The organism is Pseudoalteromonas sp. S16_S37 (assembly GCF_014694405.1).
Classification (GTDB): Bacteria; Pseudomonadota; Gammaproteobacteria; order Enterobacterales; family Alteromonadaceae; genus Pseudoalteromonas.
Genome location: NZ_JAAUWV010000005.1, coordinates 99237 through 115457 on the forward strand (window position 1 = coordinate 99237; position 16221 = coordinate 115457).

Sequence of the window (16221 nt, forward strand, 5' to 3'; positions counted from 1 at the left end):
GCCAAGTGCACCTTTTTTAATGCCCTTCTCTTTTTTGTTGCTGGCGAACATATTCACTTGGCGAAACCCCATACCAGCGCTTCACCGCACGGTTTAAAGACGCTTGCTCTGCGTATCCTAATAATTCGCTCAATGCCTGTTTATGTAATACTTGGCAAAATTGTGTAAAACGCCTTTTCCGTTCTTGCTCAAGCAGTTGAGAAAAGCTCACTCCGTGATATTTAAGCTGCCTTTGTAAAGTACGAGTGGAAGTGCCTAATAACTGGGCTAGCCCAGATAAAGACATGTCCTGCAGATCACAGCGGTGCAAACTCGGCTGCAACTTGGCAAACCAGCTTTGGTTGCTCTCGTACGCTCGTTGCAAGTCCTTAATTGCAGGATACAAATTAGCATTCACTAACTCATTACGCGTTAGTATGGGCATATTTAACAGCTCAGCGGCAAAGTGAATGGTATTGCTCGTGGCATTCGCTATCACCTCACAGCCATACCAGCTGCTCAATCTTGCTCTTTGGCTATGCGTCAATACCAGGTTGAATTCAACCCGACGAGGCGATAATTCCTGACCCGTCATATGCCTAACCATCGCCACCCAAGCGGTCATATTGCGTAGAATCGCGTGCTGATTATTCTCATAAGGCTGCCAAGTAATACTGGCCACCTCTTGATCAGCAACAAACTGACAAATGCCAATATCAGCGACCGTTTTGTCAAAAGCCAACAGAGCATCCAATGCCTGCTGCAAAGTGGCTGATGATTCAACCAGATAACCCAACAAACCATATTGTGCGCTATTAATTTGTTTGCCTAGTTCAAACCCCCAAAGAGAATCTTGATTTAACTTTGCACCTTGTTCGAGCGCTGCAAAATAATGCTGCATGGGGATACGGCTCAAACCAGCACTTTCGCTAGGTAAATACTCAGCCAACACTTGGCAATATTGCGGACAGATATCGAACATAATGGCGTGAAAAGACAAAATAATGGCTCATGTGGTCAAGTATGCCGTGCTACTAAACGATATGCTAGTTTAAAAGTGCCATTACACATAGCCTATGCAACTACTCAATTTATTAATTTCATTGCCAAAATCAAGTGGTTTTACACTCGACGTTTTAACAGACTGCGCTCAGCTTAAGCGTATCTTTAAAGCACAATTTAAAGAGCTGCCCGCACAAGAAGGACTTCGCAGACGTCACGTTACGATGCGAGGTCATCAATTTATTGAGGTTATCACGCAGCAATCATCACAATCTTTATGCTATCGCATACAAGGCTCTGGCCCGATTAAAAATCACCGTGGCGAAATTACACTTACTACAACCGCAACCAATTTACAGCTGCAATACCAAATTTTTGGTCATAGCAACACATGGATACCCAGCTGGCTGCTCAAAGTAGTGTTATTTGTGGATTTTAGCTTGGCAGCGCGAAGATTAAGGAAGCTATATAATGGATGTTGAGTTTATTTTACTGGCTTTGAGCCCATTATTCGCACTCGCTATCATCGTTGAGTATAGAAAAGCTAAAAGCAGTTACACAGTGAGAGAGTTTTTACTCAACCTAGGCTTGGCATTGTCTCATCAACTAAGTGACTTGATTGCGCTCAGTTTGCTAATGCCATTCTTTTACTGGTTACACGCCCATTTTGCGCTCGTTGATTTTGAACTTAACTTTGTAAACATCACTTTGGCCTTCATACTTCAGGATTTTTTATACTACTGGTTTCATCGCGCCAGCCATCGCTGCAACTGGCTATGGTGTGCGCATATTGTGCACCACAGCTCGCAGAACATGAACTTTTCAACAGCCATGCGACAAAGCCTCTTTTACCCCATTGTTGGTATGTGGCTATTTTGGCTACCACTTATTATTGTTGGTTATCCACCTGAGCTGGTATTTGCCATCGTTGCCTTGAACTTGGCTTATCAATTTTTTGTACATACCGAACAGGCACCGAAGTTAAAATGGTTTGGCTTGATATTTAATACACCGACGCATCACTGCTTACACCATGCACGTAACGCCGAGTACATCGATAAAAACTATGCTGGCGTATTAATTATTTGGGATAAATTATTTGGCACATTTGTTGAGCCAATCGCATCAAAGCCACCACAATATGGTGTCGCAGAGCGCCATTACCGTGTGTCTTTTTATGATGTGCTTATAACACCATGGCTTATTTTACTGCGCAATCTACGCTTGCAAAATTCTTGGCGAGCAAAATGTCGCATTCTATTTGGCAAGCCCCATAATTTAAAGCAATTTTAGCCACACCACTGGGTGTGGCTAAATACGCCATTAAATTATGGTTTTTCTGGTACGTAGGTGATTGTAATGATCTTTTATGTAAGCTTTTTTGATATCAACTAAGCGTTGATAGTTTTGCTGAAAGTAAACCGGAGTAGGAATAGAGGCATCTTTAAAGCTTATGAATGCTCCATAGGTGCCTTCAATCTGAGCATTTCGGCTGGCTGAAATCCAGTCCATCGCGCGGTTAGTATCTACATAAACCGAATTATTTTGCTGCTCTAACTTATCTTTAATGCTTTCATTCCACCAAGTTTGATATTGAATTGTATAAAGCGCATCACGATAAGGAAAAGAGACACCTAACGCATTCTTACTCTCTTTTAAATTGTGATAATAGTCACCCACAATCGCACCTAAAGTAACATAACTAAACAGCCCTAAACTGGCATTGTCGGCTTGAATTAATGGTGATGTTAGCGTCTCTAAAAGTTGCTTATAGCCTTGTACTTCGAGCCCTTTTTTTGCCACTAACTTAGAGGTAATTTTATGCGGCGCAGGGGCATCATAATCTGGTTTGAATGCGTGTTTTTCTTTATCTAACGCACTATGCAGTGGGATATTTTGATCCGCTAAACTTTCTCTCGCCCAATTACTTAGCAACGTATGATCATAGCTATACTTTGCAAAGGAGTTAGCTTTGCCTTTGAGCTTACCCGCAACCTTGCAAGATGTCAGTTTAGGCTGCTTGCGTTTACCTTGTGTTGAAGCAAATTCTTTTGCAACAAATTCACGTAACGCCTTTTCGCTGCCTTGCCAATAACCGTACATCGTGCAAGGGTGATACAGTTTATCATAAGGCGTATTATCATCGATCATGTCCTTAGCAATAGCGCTAATTTTCAAATTGGTACCTAATAAATTACCTGTATCCGCTGCGCTTATCACTCTTTCCCATGACTGAAGTACATCAATAGTTGGGCATTGAGACTTTGCAATAAAAGTGTTTTTCTTCACTTTGGTTAACGCATTCCAAACTATCTCAAATCGATGTATTTCGTCAGGTAACTCAAAGGTTTTTACCTTAAGCTCTGTAACTAAGCCCCAACTCATACCGCCGCCACCACGTAGTGCCCATAGTATATCGCGATGACATGTTTCACTCACTTCAACCACTTCACCATTGCCTAGCACAACAGTTGCGCCAACAAGGTGTTCACAACACATACCGTACTTTCTGGTCCAAGGACCCCAGCCGCCACCTTGAATAAACCCAGTTAATCCAACTGTTGCACAAGTACCATGGGCAATCATTCGCCCATATTTGGCTAGTTCAGGTGTTAACTGATAAAAACGATATCCAGCCCCAATGGTTGCCACTTCATCCTTTTCGTTATAGCTAAAATGCTTAATACGACTTACATCTATGAGAATGATGTTATCACCGCTGCACTCCCCCTCATGGTCATGACCACCAGCGCGCACTCGAATAGGTAAATTAAATTTTATTGCCAACGAGTAAATAAACTGCACCTCAACCGTTGACTCACATAAAGCGATGACAAAAGGAAATTGCTGAAAACGCGTATTAAATACCATCGCCTCAGTCTGATAATTGTTAAGCCCCGCCACGTCACTTAAGCCATTCAGTTTTTGACTCAAAAGACGAGACTGACTAAACCCAGCCTCAATGGCCGCTTGATAAAATAGATGAAAATTATTAACGGTATTTGCAAATACCGCTTGGACCGCTCGGCGTTGGTTATGTGGATCGGGTGCTTGTTGCGATTCTCTGTTAGAGAGCTGTTCGCTAAGACCTGCAACAACATCATGAATTCGTGCTTGTTCGCTTTGCATGCTTGGTTTCCTTATACTTAGTATGTGTAGCAATCAACCACTAAGTATTATCAATTTTTCAGCGAAGTCACATTACACAGCGTTACATTACTTAGCGACCTTATTATTTATCAAATATACGGCGCAAATAGCTAAAACGGCGCCAAAGGCCACAGGCAAAGACAACGGCTCAGAGAAGTACCAAGCCGATAATCCCATCGCCGATGCCGGCACCACAAATATAAACGAACTAGAACGACTTGAGCCTAACTGTTGATTGGCTAGAAAGAACAAGCTGGTCGCGATACTTACCACCACCACAGATAAAAACAACATATGCTGCCAATAAAAGCTTGGGTATTGAGTTATGCTGCTCAGTGGTGAGTAATCGTACGCAAAGCCGTAGCTCACGACGGTTGCAGATGCATACATTAAGGTACTAAACAGCAGAAAATCAGCAAAGCGCGTCCCTTGTTGACTTACTAACGTCAATACGGCCCAAGTCAGTGCAGCCATAATAAAATACGCATTACCCGTAGCAATTAGCTGAGCATAGTCAAACTGCCAGATTTGTATCATACACATGCCACCAGCTAGCCCCAAAGCTAACCCCAGCATTTGCCTTTTTGCTATTTTTTGTTTGAACAAAATAGTTGCCAGTAAAAAAGTGAACACCGGATTGGTCGTTGTCACTAGCATTCCTCCTTTGCCAGGCAACCCATCATGAAGACCCAAAAAGAACAACTGATTGTAAAGAGCTAAAATCCCCCCAGCTGGCAATGACCATAACAATGCTTTTGTTGAGAAACGCAATGTGACTAACTTAAAGTGGTTCACCAACCACAAAATAGGCAGCATTCCTATTGTTGCTATCGCTAAGCGATAAAATACAGTTACCGGCGCCGGCGCAAGTGAAGCTATCAACTTACCGGATATCCAACTCGCTCCCCAAAGTAGCATGGCCAGTACAAGGGTAATGATCAGGGGTGAGTCGGAAGACCGCTCGGCTTGCGCATAGGTTGTCATAAAGCTCTTTGAAAGTAATAACATGCATAAATAAGCATGTTGAAATGAGACCGAAGATAATGATACCGCTAATTGCAAGAAGAAAAAGCATTTTAAGTTGAATCTTTTACGCCTATTTAATATTCAACTGGTTAAAAACACGACAGTCTCCAGCTGAAAACTGACTGTTAGTATTATGATATTTTGGGTTTTTAATCATTTCTTTGAGAGATTTAAAGCTCTTAATAATGTTTTTCAAAGCCGTGTTATTCACCAACCAAATAGGCAGTGAACCGTTCGGATCTGCATAAATTTGATGCTTTATTTGCAAGCCTTGCGGTGTTTGTGTCAGTAACCAATACCCCTGAACAGGTGATATACGCAGTGCTTTACTCTCGGGTGCTGGATATGCTGACGTGCTTAAGATATCCAACCTGTACTGGTTGGCGCTTAATTGCGACAAACAGGAATGAGTAAGCATGTCTCTATCGCTAACGGGCCAAGGGGAGTCAAAATAAGTATAAACCACGGCTTCTGCTGAATTCGGACGAGCAATCACATCAACAAAACGACTGCTACTAAGCCACTTAGATGCAGCTTGCGTATCGTTCATTACATTGAGCAGTACGTCCACCGTGGCGGCGTCAAAAGATGCCTCGACTTGAATATAATTAATACCGCTTGCGTGGGGTAAAGTAGAGACTTTTATATCGGCGGTTTCTCGCCAGGTTTGCCACTGTGCGGCCAAACCTGACGAAGCGCTCGTTGCTAATAACAACATAACAGCGAGCCTAAACACTCTTTTTAGCGCCAATATGGGAAGCTTTTAAAGGAAACGCTGCGGCTTTGCTCCATCGCCCCAACCAAAAAATCAGCCTTTGCTTGCAGCCAAGATTGAATGCTAGCCAATTCGTCTGAATCTTGCCCCTGACACAACTGCATCAAATAAGCTAAAGTCTCTAGCTCATAAATACCATAAACAATGTCTATCCAAGGGGTTCTAAACTCTTGTCTTGCTTCTTTGTTATAAAGCTCTCCAAGGCAGTTACCGTTTAGTAACGTATTCTCTAAACGCTCTCGCAAGTGTAAATAATCTTCTTTAGTCAACACTTTGCCTTCTGGAAGTAGCTGATGAAGCTCTTCCCAGTCTCTATCAAATAGTTGGCGAGCCACGTCACTTAACGGCATTTGCGCGGCACTAAGCGCACTCTGATCCCAATTTTGCCGCCAACCTTTATCCACTAACCAGCGAGTTAAAGACAGGATAAGTCGGTTGTAGCGCGAGCAGTGGAATAAGTCTTCGATATCAGTTGGTGTAGGTTGTACATCTTTTAAATCATCGATCACCTGAGCAAGTTCTGGCGCATTGTTTATCTTTTTATAATAAGCATGTCGCTTAGAAGTATAGGTTTTCAAGTGAATCGCATTTTCAACCCACTCTAGTTCACTGAGCAACCATTTTAATTCTCCACGCAGGTGTTCGGTGGATGACTTATCAACTATCGCTGAAAACAATCTAAAACTATGGCGGATCAAGGTTACACCATCGATAACACGCTTGAGTGTTTTCAGACTCGGCTTATCGAAATAGCACTGCTCATGCTTTTGCACAAATTGAATGCTGTAGTTCATCGTGGCAATAAACGCTTGCTCTTGGGTGATCCCCGACTGCAATGGTACGAAGCCAATAAATTTATTTGGCTTTAACGGTTGATCATCCGCAAGCCGATAACCTCTAGCCGCTTTTGAATACAAGCCCAATCGCATACCCGATAAGTTGATCAGATGATCAGCTAACAAAAATAAATCGCTACGCTGCCCTTCTACAAGTTCAATCTCAAGCTCAGAAATTGCTTCTACTCGTCCTTGTGAGGTTATTTCACCTTTATCTAATACAACTTCAATTTTACTCCCTTGCTCGGTTTCAATTAACCAAGTACGGCGAATAAAGTTAGTACTGAAGATCGGGAATAAATTCTCATTGATGGCATCAATCTGCATCCCGTGAGGCCAAATACTGGCATCAAAAGCAAGCAAGTTTGGTCTCGCTGAGTCTAGAGGTAAATTGAACTCTGGACGTTGATGCAAACCACCAACTACCTCCCCTGCTAACTTAATCGTCTGCTCACACTCGTCATCACAGCAGCGGGTGCGCAAGCCAATATCTAAAGACCGTAACTCTCGGCTGGGAGTATCAAAATATGCATTTTTAAGGTTTTTTGCAGGTAGGTTTGCAACTGTCTTAGCAAACTGCGTGATAAGTCCTGGGATAAGAGGAACTTCATTGTCTGAAAGTAAAAACTTCAGTTCTATTTCAGTGTCCATTTGGGCAAGTAAATACCTATATAATTATCGAACGCTCAAAATATACAATGATACGTTGGTTTGCAAACTTTTTACTCTAAGATCTGCTAAGTTTTCAGGTTAACTTGCTATTATTAAGTTAAATCCATACTATTTCTAAAAACTATCAAAAACTTGGGTCAACCTATGTTAAACAGAATTGTTTTGCCAACATTGCTTATCCTCTGCTCACAGTTCGCGCTCGCTCAGACTGAGCTGGATAATGAGCAAGTGCCAGCTCCAACAGCTAATGAACAATCAGCCAATTTAGGCTACATCATCGATAATCTATTCATATACATGCACGCAGGCCCTGGTAAAAATTATCGAATTCTCGGCTCTGTTGATGCGGGAACAGCTATAACTATCATCTCAGAGGTGCAAGAGGACTTTATTCAAATCATTGATGATAAAGGCCGAGAGGCATGGGTTGAAGCCAAATTTGTCACCACCCAACCTGGTCTAAACCTACAGCTGCAGCAAGCAAATGAAGCGTTGCAAAATAGTCAAAGTGAAATGGATGCAATCCGTGGCGAATTGCCAATACTTCAGCAAGCAAACAATGACCTACGTGCCGAAAACCAAAACCTACAAGAAACTATTACGGAACTGCAAACTACACTCAACAAACAACAACAAGCAAGTACTGCTAAAAAGCAAAAAGAGCAGCATTTAATGCTCACTTACGGAGGAGGCGTTGCCTTAGCTGGACTGCTGTTTGGCGTAATACTAACGTTGCTTCTATCACGCCGTAAGCGTTACGATGGCTGGTAACACAGAGAGTTAAACAAGGTCGCGCAAGCGGCCTTTTTTTATAAATTTAACACCTCTACGCCCATATCTGATTTAATATGCTCTATCACCATGTAGGTATGGTTCGTTCCTACCCCCGGAATTTCAACGACTTGGCCCAGCACTTCTCGATACTGTCGCATATCTTGAACACGAATTTTAAGCAAATAGTCAAACCCGCCTGCAACCATGTCGCAGGATACAACATTGGGTATTGCCAAAACGTGCTGTTTAAAGGTTTCAAACACCGATTCAGTTGAGCTTTTTAGAGTAATCTCAATGTGCGCAACTAAGTGCTGGCCTAACTTCATCGGGTTTAAGCGCGCGGTGTACCCCTCGATATAGCCCTCAGACTCCAGTTTTTTAACTCTGTCTAGACAAGGACTCGGACTCAAGTTCACCGCCTTTGCTAAATTTACGTTCGAAATTCGGCCATTTTTTTGTAATACATCTAAAATAGCTAAATCAATGCGATCAAGTACACGAGTTTTAATTGAAGTAGTCATTCAGCATTTTATTCTGTGAGAGTTAACAATCTCCCGCTAATTTACCGTAATCAGAAAAAATAAGACAGCATATACTGCTGTATTTTGGATAGAATGCTCTCGAAATTTGATATTAAACCGAATGCGTAGTGATGATATTTTAAACAGCCAAATCGTTATGATATGGTGGTTCAACACACTGCATTTAATTTGTCGTAATTGAAAGAAGGCCTTATGCCTCCTACACATTTACCAAGGGTGTAGGCGATAATTACATGTATTTCTGACTCTACTCTTATTGAGGGTTGCTTATGCTTTATAACGGCGATTTGACAACTAACTGTCCTATCCGACAAAAAATCCGTGACTTCTACCGTATTGATGAAAATGAAGTTATCGATCATATTTTGCCGCTTGCTGAAGTTGGTGTTACGGCTAGAAGCCGAGCATGGGAACGTGCACGTCAATTGGTTTTAAATATTCGTAAAGACCAAGATGGCCAAAATGGTGTTGATGCCCTACTAAACGAATTTTCGCTTTCAACAGAAGAAGGCGTGGTGTTGATGTGTTTAGCTGAAGCCTTATTACGCGTTCCGGATAAAAAAACACAAGATACGCTGATCCGCGATAAATTAGCCAAAGGTGACTGGAGTTCACACTTAGGCAGCAGCGACTCTTTATTTGTTAATGCATCAAGCTGGGGGCTATTAGTCACCGGTAAAATGGTTAACTACACCGATAAAAATAAAGAGCAACAATTTGGCGTTCTGAAAAAAACCATTGGCCGCTTAGGTGAGCCTGTGATCCGCAAATCTGTGAACTTTGCGATGAAGATCATGGGTAAGCAGTTCGTTATGGGTCAAAATATCAATGAAGCCATTGAACGTGCAGCTGATAAAGAGCAAAAAGGCTACGTATACTCTTACGATATGCTTGGTGAAGGTGCGCGCACCATGGCCGATGCAGAGCGTTATTTCAATAGCTACATGACTGCAATCCATGCGATTGGTAAAGCTGCAAATGGCCGTGGTCCAATTAAGAGTCCTGGTATCTCGGTTAAGCTATCTGCAATTCACCCTCGTTACGAATTTAGTCACCGTGACCGCGTGATGAATGAAATCGTACCGAAGCTAAAAGAATTAGCGTTGGCAGCGAAACAATATGACATAGGTTTTACGGTAGATGCTGAAGAAGCTGACCGTTTAGATATCTCTTTAGACATTATCGAAGCGGTATTCTCTGACGACGCGCTTGGCGATTGGCAAGGCTTTGGCTTAGCGGTTCAGGCTTACCAAAAGCGCGCTATTTTTGTTGTTGAGTGGTTGGCTAATCTAGCTCGTCGTGTTGGCCGCAGGCTGATGGTGCGATTGGTTAAGGGTGCTTACTGGGATACTGAAATTAAGACCACACAACAAGATGGTTTAAATCATTTCCCTGTGTTTACACGTAAAGCAACAACAGACGTATCTTACAAAGCTTGTGCAATCAAACTGCTTGAAGCACGTGATGTGATCTTCCCTCAGTTTGCTACACACAATGCCTACACCGCAGCAACTATTTTAGAAGTTGCCAACGGTGATAACCATGGTTTTGAATTTCAACGTCTGCACGGTATGGGTGAGTCACTCTTCGACCAAATCGTTGAGAAAGAAAAGATCCAATGCCGTGTATACGCGCCTGTTGGCCAGCATGAAGACTTGCTTGCATACTTGGTACGTCGTTTGTTAGAAAACGGTGCTAACTCATCATTCGTAAACGCGATTGTTGATACCTCTAAGCCTGTTGAGTCACTATTGCCAGACCCAGTTGAAACCCTGCAAGGTTTACGTAACAAGTTCAATAAGCAAATTAAGTTACCTATCGAGCTTTACGGTGATGAGCGTCCTAACTCAAAAGGTATGGACTTAACCGATATCAATACATTAACGCCGTTTAAAGAAAACCTAGACAATTGGTTTAAAGAACATTTAATCAACGAAAGCCAAGTAAAAGAAGGCCACTTAGCAGTGCGCAACCCAGCTAACCACAAAGAAATTGTTGGTCAGGTTCGTGTACACCAAAGTGATGAAATGAAAACCATGCTGGAAAATGCCGACAGAGCATTTGCAAGCTGGTCACAAACACCTGTAAAAGAGCGTGCTGATTTACTGCGCCGAGTTGCTGACATTCTTGAACGTCATCATGATGAGCTTGTTGCTATCTGTATTAAAGAAGCAGGTAAAGTAACGCAAGACAGCATTGATGAAGTGCGTGAAGCAGTTGATTTTTGTCGTTACTACGCTGCTCGTGCGGAAGAACTTGCGCAAGATGAACGCTTCGAAGCCCGTGGTGTTATCTTATGTATCAGCCCATGGAACTTCCCTCTCGCTATTTTCCTAGGACAAGTAGCTGCAGCAATCGTAACGGGTAACACTGTTATTGCTAAACCGGCTGAACAAACAAGCTATATTGCGCTGCGTTGTATCGAGTTGATGCAAACAGTTGGCTTACCTGAGCATGTTGTGCAACCAGTTATCGCACGTGGTAGTGAAGTAGGCAAGCACATAGTGCCAGATGAGCGTATTCAAGCTGTGATGTTCACAGGCTCAACGGAAACAGGTACTTTGATCTCTCAAATCCTAGCGGAACGTAATGATATTCAAGTACCTTTGATTGCTGAAACAGGCGGTCAAAACTGTATGATCGTAGATTCAACAGCACTCCCTGAGCAGGTTGTGGATGATGTTATTTCATCAGGCTTCCAAAGTGCAGGCCAGCGTTGTTCTGCGCTACGCGTATTGTTCTTACAAGACGATGTTGCTGATGGCATCATCAAAATGCTAAAAGGCGCGCTGCAAGAGCTACATGTTGGCGACCCATCATTATTATCTACGGATGTAGGTCCAGTGATTGATGAAAAAGCACTGAACACATTAAATGCACATGTTGAGTACTTAAAGAGCAATGGCAAGTTGTTGTTTGAATCTAAAATCCCAGACAACAACGCTAATGGCGCTTACTTCTTTGCACCACGCCTATATGAAATTGCAGATTTATCAGTACTTAAGCGTGAAGTATTCGGTCCTATCGTACACATCGTGCGCTACAAAGCCGAAGACCTAGATAAAGTCATCGACCAAGTTAACGCAACAGGTTACGGCTTAACTATGGGTATTCACTCTCGCATCGAGGAACGTTGTCAGTATCTGGCAAAAATGTCGCGTGCGGGTAACGTCTATGTAAACCGCAACATGATCGGCGCAATCGTGGGTGTACAACCATTCGGTGGTCGTGGTTTATCGGGTACGGGTCCAAAAGCAGGTGGTCCAAACTATCTATACCGTTTGGTCAAAGAGAAGGCCTCTCCTGAGAATGTACAAATGACAAATCTAACTTCAGATGAGTTAGAAACGCATGATTTCCCAGGTGCAGCGGAACAAGTAGATCAACTTATGCGCAACTCAATGCGCGATGAGAAGATCTGGCGTGCTACCCCACTTAACGACCGTGTCTCAGCAGTTCGTCAGTTATTAGCTAAAATTGCAACCGTTGAAATTATTGACGACCTTGCCGATGATTTAGCAAAAACACTGGCAGATGCTCGCGCTCAATTGAATCGCCTTGAAAAGCGTATGCGCTCTTACACAACCCTACCAGGTCCTACAGGTGAGTCAAACACATTGCACCTTGAACCTCGTGGTTGTGTTGTGTGTTATGCCGATAAGAGCACATCTTTCAACTTCTGGGCAATTTCAATTATTACTGCACTTGCTGCTGGTAACACGGTTATCACTGTGGCGTCAGAGTTGTTCTATGAAGAAGCAAAAGCGTTTAGAGACAAATTTATCTCTACAGGTATTGCAGAAGGCGTATTCCAAGTTGCTAGACCAAATCAGCTACAAGCTATTTTGGCACATCCTCACCTTGCTGGTGCGGTTGTTGCGGCACGCTCGTCTAGACTCGGCTACTTTAGTCAACAACTTGCCGCTCGTTCTGGCGCGATTTTACCAGTGATCAGCGCAGAGTATTACGACACATTGATCAACCGACTAATCACTGAAAAAACGATTAGTATCGACACCACTGCATCAGGCGGTAACACATCGTTGATGACATTAGTTGAAGATGAAGAGTAATAACTCTAAATAACATATTGAAAAGCCAGCATATGCTGGCTTTTTTATTGTTTATCATCATTAAGTCTTAGAAATTGAGCTAAATTCCTTCCTTTTAAGTGATCCTTTGCTAACCTTAAAATTAACCTTAAGATTGCAAGGGCATTAAATTGAAAATTATAGATATCAATGAGTTAAAGCCAGGGATGTTTGTCGTTGGCGTGACTAAACAAACAGGTCACGTTAAAGTGAAAAATCAAGGCTGGGTTAAAACCCAAGGTGGCATTGATAATCTCCTTAAAGCAGGAGTTATGGCGGTTGAAATTGACCCAGATAAAACACTAAATACAAGCGGGAAAAAGCAATCTGATAGCGCTGAAAAACCAGCACAGCAGGCACCATCACAAAGTAAAGTGGCCCATCGCGAAGAAAAAAAGCAACCTGCTACAAAAAAGCACGACCCTTTTCATAAATCAACCTCAATAGAAAATGAACTCGATAAAGCCAACGCACTCTATCAACAAGCCAAAGCATTACAGCAAAAAACATTTGATGATTTAAAAAATGGCAAACAGCTTGATCTCACGCCATTTCAAGATACCGCCAGTGGTTTAATTGACTCAGTGTTTAGAAACCAAGACGCGCTGGCTTGCATCGCACAAATCAAAGACAAAGATGCCTACTTACTTGAGCATTCTATCAATGTCGCCATTTTGATTGGCATTTTTGCTAAGCATTTAGCTTTTGAACGTGAGCTGATTGAACAAATCACCACAGGCGCGTTACTTCATGACATCGGTAAAATTCAAGTACCCGATGAGATTCTAAATAAACCTGGCACACTCACCGATGAAGAATATGAACTGATGAAGCAACATGCTCGTTTCAGTTATGACATCGTCGCAAATGCCAACCTTGGTGATATTGCAATCGAAATCGCAGGGTTTCATCATGAGCGCTTGGACGGCAGTGGCTACCCTTATGGGAAAAAAGCCGATGAGTTATCCCTATTTGTTCGTATGATTGCCATCGTAGATAGTTACGATGCGATTACGGCTGACAGAGTATACAAAAGTAGCAAAACTCCAGTAGCCACATTTAAGGTGCTACGAGAGCACGTACCGCATCATTACGACGAAACCCTACTCAATGCATTTATTCATTGTATGGGGGTGTATCCTGTTGGCACATTGGTAAAACTAAAAAGTCAGCGTGTGGGTGTTATCAGTCAAAGTAATCCCCAAACACCACTGCAGCCCGTAGTAAAAGTATTCTACCACGCTAAACATATGCACTATACCGAAGTAAAGGACGTTGATTTATCTAGCAAACGTTCAGATGATGAAATTGAAGCGGCAATAAAGCCCGAAGAATTCAGTCTCAACTTGCTGAAGTTCTTTAAACACTCCATGCTGCCATAATGTTATGGCAGCCAGTCTTGCATCGCCTTCATACTAAATTCATAGCCATCATAGTTAAACAGCGCTTGCTCTGGCGTGATCTCCACCAACTGCAACGCACCGATACTGTCACCTTCATAAAGCTCGCGGTTATTGAGCTTTATCCATCGCTTGTCCGCATCAGTGGCGTAAATATGCGCCTGATAACGTAATGGTGGCAAACTGTTTTGCAACGCACTTGGCAGCAGCTCAATCGGTGTGGCGCGAGCAGAATCACGACTACTTGCTGTAACATGGTGAGGCTGTTGAGTCTCTGTTTGCGCAACAGCTTGTGCAAACGCTTCTTTAAGCTCTTCAGATACACCAGCAAGTGCTGGGTCTTCTGACCCTCTCTCTTCTTTTAACGGTGCAGATAAGGGTTTGCCCAGCACTCTATATTGACTCAAGTCTTCTTGCGGTGTTTGTTGATTATTTTGAAACTGCAGATTTTGCTGCCCAGTTTGCTGCGGCATCGTTGGCAGCACATTCATCACCTGATTATTGGTTACTGGTACCAACTGCTGGCGATATAAAGCTTGTCCATTGGCATCAAAACCAACTTGCACTGTCATCCATTGGTACTGAACCGCACTCATCATATTGTTGTTTGTTGCCACTGGCTGGCCTGCCATCACATTCGTAGGTTGTGTTACTGGCTGTGTCATCACATTTTGTGTTTGACTAGTCGCTGCAGACACTTGTGCCGTTAAAGGTTGGCCTTTATCTGGATTTTGTTGCGATTTATTAGTATCAGCCAGCTCAGGGGCTTGTTTCTCACTTTGTGCTTGAGCGGTAGTTGTTGTTTGCGCAATTGATGATTGAAAGTAATGACCAGTCATGAATCCTATAAAAGAAAGCCCACCGATGAGTACTACGCTTGATAATCCCAAGACCAACGTTTTATACAATCTAAGTTGTTTTTCATGTTGATAAGCTAAGTGATCTTGCTCACTATGGGCAGCTTGCTGTGATTGCTTTAAGGCATTAACTAAGTACGACATAACTCACCACTAAAAAACAAATGAAAGTGCAAAACCAAACACAAAACTAGCCAATGCAGCCGATGACAGCCACCAAGCTTTTGACTTTTGTGGCTTGGATTGCATTGGCACTAAATCTAACGGCAATGCTTCTTTAGCTGCTTGCATTGCAATTTTTTTATCAATAACCTGCTGTTGAGCAGAGTATGCGCCGAGCAAGCAACGATCGGCCAGTAAGTTTAACAACCGTGGAATGCCCGCCGTGACCTTATGCATGTAGGCAATCGCATCATGATTAAACAGCATACTCTGACAGCCTGCTTTTTGTAGTCGGTGCTGAATATAGGCATAAACTTGTGACTGAGTCAGTGGCAATAGATGGTAGCGCGCTGTAATACGTTGCGCCAATTGCCGCAATTCGTTGCGCTGTAACAGGTGCTGTAATTCTGGCTGACCAACTAGCACGATTTGCAACAACTTCTTGTGGTCGGTTTCTAGGTTTGTCAGCAGACGCAGCTGCTCCAGCACTTCAGCAGCTAAATGCTGTGCTTCATCGATGATCAGCATAGTGTGACCACCTGAGGCGTGGTTTTCGAGTAACCGCGCTTTGATGAGATCGGTCAGCACCTTTAAGCTTGCCTGCTCGGATGGATAAGCAATTTTTAATTCATCACAGATACTGGCAAGCAGTTCAATTTCAGACAACGCAGGGTTAAGGATAAAAGCCACCTGAGTTGACTCAGAAAGTTGTGCTAGCATGCTGCGAGTAACCGTGGTTTTGCCTGTCCCCACTTCACCTGTTAGCAACACAAAGCCACCAGCATCTCCCAGACCATAGGTTAAGTGTGCCAAAGCCTCTTTGTGCCTGTCACTTAAAAATAGATATTCAGGGTTAGGAGCAATAGAAAACGGTTTTTCGCTCAATCCAAAATAGCGTAAATACACGATGCGTCTCTTTATTGTTATGATGGTGCCTATAATGGCAAAAAAACAC

General features: G+C 42.8%; 13 protein-coding genes. 5 read left to right on the top strand and 8 right to left on the bottom strand.

What is annotated here, in order from left to right; genetic code table 11:
- Window positions 1-16: 16 nt before the first annotated feature.
- Window positions 17-979 carry an AraC family transcriptional regulator gene (locus HC733_RS04415; RefSeq protein WP_190363833.1) on the bottom strand — a complete coding sequence of 321 codons (963 nt, stop codon included), beginning with the start codon at window positions 977-979 and terminating at the stop codon, window positions 17-19.
- Window positions 980-1055: 76 nt separating this feature from the next.
- On the opposite strand from HC733_RS04415, the gene HC733_RS04420 reads away from it, so the two are divergent.
- Window positions 1056-1463: a hypothetical protein gene (locus HC733_RS04420; RefSeq protein ID WP_190363834.1), complete on the top strand. Its 408-nt coding sequence runs from the start codon at window positions 1056-1058 to the stop codon at window positions 1461-1463.
- Window positions 1453-2274, top strand: coding sequence for a sterol desaturase family protein (locus HC733_RS04425; protein WP_190363835.1), 822 nt, complete (start codon window positions 1453-1455; stop codon window positions 2272-2274). The genes HC733_RS04420 and HC733_RS04425 overlap by 11 nt, the downstream gene beginning before the upstream one ends.
- A gap of 30 nt (window positions 2275-2304) precedes the next feature.
- On the opposite strand, the gene HC733_RS04430 is transcribed toward HC733_RS04425, so the two are convergent.
- The 4 genes from HC733_RS04430 to HC733_RS04445 form a co-directional block, all read right to left on the bottom strand.
- Window positions 2305-4110: an FAD-binding oxidoreductase gene (locus HC733_RS04430; RefSeq protein ID WP_190363836.1), complete on the bottom strand. Its 1806-nt coding sequence runs from the start codon at window positions 4108-4110 to the stop codon at window positions 2305-2307.
- Window positions 4111-4197: 87 nt separating this feature from the next.
- Entirely contained in the window at window positions 4198-5115 is a 918-nt protein-coding gene (locus HC733_RS04435; RefSeq protein ID WP_190363837.1) for a DMT family transporter, read from the bottom strand.
- 112 nt (window positions 5116-5227) lie between these two features.
- Complete coding sequence (locus tag HC733_RS04440) at window positions 5228-5875, bottom strand: START domain-containing protein (RefSeq protein WP_190363838.1); 648 nt, start codon at window positions 5873-5875, stop codon at window positions 5228-5230.
- Window positions 5876-5898: 23 nt separating this feature from the next.
- The gene (locus HC733_RS04445; protein WP_190363839.1) at window positions 5899-7419 is read right to left on the bottom strand and encodes a CYTH and CHAD domain-containing protein; all 1521 of its coding nucleotides are present in this window, start codon (window positions 7417-7419) and stop codon (window positions 5899-5901) included.
- Window positions 7420-7584: 165 nt separating this feature from the next.
- Here HC733_RS04445 and HC733_RS04450 point away from each other — a divergent pair, with 165 nt between their 5' ends.
- On the top strand, window positions 7585-8211 hold the full coding sequence (locus tag HC733_RS04450) for a TIGR04211 family SH3 domain-containing protein (protein WP_190363840.1): 627 nt from the start codon (window positions 7585-7587) through the stop codon (window positions 8209-8211).
- Window positions 8212-8249: 38 nt separating this feature from the next.
- Here HC733_RS04450 and HC733_RS04455 read toward each other — a convergent pair whose 3' ends face one another.
- Window positions 8250-8735, bottom strand: coding sequence for a winged helix-turn-helix transcriptional regulator (locus HC733_RS04455; RefSeq protein ID WP_190363841.1), 486 nt, complete (start codon window positions 8733-8735; stop codon window positions 8250-8252).
- Between the two features lie 290 nt (window positions 8736-9025).
- On the opposite strand from HC733_RS04455, the gene putA reads away from it, so the two are divergent.
- Together putA and HC733_RS04465 are read left to right on the top strand one after the other, a co-directional pair.
- Window positions 9026-12829, top strand: a complete 3804-nt coding sequence (putA, locus tag HC733_RS04460) for a bifunctional proline dehydrogenase/L-glutamate gamma-semialdehyde dehydrogenase PutA (RefSeq protein ID WP_190363842.1) — start codon at window positions 9026-9028, stop codon at window positions 12827-12829.
- Between the two features lie 149 nt (window positions 12830-12978).
- Window positions 12979-14229 carry an HD-GYP domain-containing protein gene (locus tag HC733_RS04465; protein ID WP_190363843.1) on the top strand — a complete coding sequence of 417 codons (1251 nt, stop codon included), beginning with the start codon at window positions 12979-12981 and terminating at the stop codon, window positions 14227-14229.
- Window positions 14230-14231: 2 nt separating this feature from the next.
- Here HC733_RS04465 and HC733_RS04470 read toward each other — a convergent pair whose 3' ends face one another.
- Complete coding sequence (locus HC733_RS04470; RefSeq protein ID WP_190363844.1) at window positions 14232-15248, bottom strand: general secretion pathway protein GspB; 1017 nt, start codon at window positions 15246-15248, stop codon at window positions 14232-14234.
- A gap of 9 nt (window positions 15249-15257) precedes the next feature.
- Complete coding sequence (locus tag HC733_RS04475; RefSeq protein WP_190363845.1) at window positions 15258-16172, bottom strand: AAA family ATPase; 915 nt, start codon at window positions 16170-16172, stop codon at window positions 15258-15260.
- Between the last annotated feature and the right edge of the window lie 49 nt (window positions 16173-16221).

Coding starts and splice junctions, on each gene's coding strand:
- HC733_RS04455 (WP_190363841.1), bottom strand. CDS start 8,735: ATGACTACTTCAATTAAAACTCGTGTACTTGATCGCATTGATTTAGCT.
- HC733_RS04425 (WP_190363835.1), top strand. CDS start 1,453: ATGGATGTTGAGTTTATTTTACTGGCTTTGAGCCCATTATTCGCACTC.
- HC733_RS04435 (WP_190363837.1), bottom strand. CDS start 5,115: ATGACAACCTATGCGCAAGCCGAGCGGTCTTCCGACTCACCCCTGATC.
- HC733_RS04430 (WP_190363836.1), bottom strand. CDS start 4,110: ATGCAAAGCGAACAAGCACGAATTCATGATGTTGTTGCAGGTCTTAGC.
- HC733_RS04420 (WP_190363834.1), top strand. CDS start 1,056: ATGCAACTACTCAATTTATTAATTTCATTGCCAAAATCAAGTGGTTTT.
- HC733_RS04470 (WP_190363844.1), bottom strand. CDS start 15,248: ATGTCGTACTTAGTTAATGCCTTAAAGCAATCACAGCAAGCTGCCCAT.
- HC733_RS04440 (WP_190363838.1), bottom strand. CDS start 5,875: ATGTTGTTATTAGCAACGAGCGCTTCGTCAGGTTTGGCCGCACAGTGG.
- HC733_RS04445 (WP_190363839.1), bottom strand. CDS start 7,419: ATGGACACTGAAATAGAACTGAAGTTTTTACTTTCAGACAATGAAGTT.
- putA (WP_190363842.1), top strand. CDS start 9,026: ATGCTTTATAACGGCGATTTGACAACTAACTGTCCTATCCGACAAAAA.
- HC733_RS04450 (WP_190363840.1), top strand. CDS start 7,585: ATGTTAAACAGAATTGTTTTGCCAACATTGCTTATCCTCTGCTCACAG.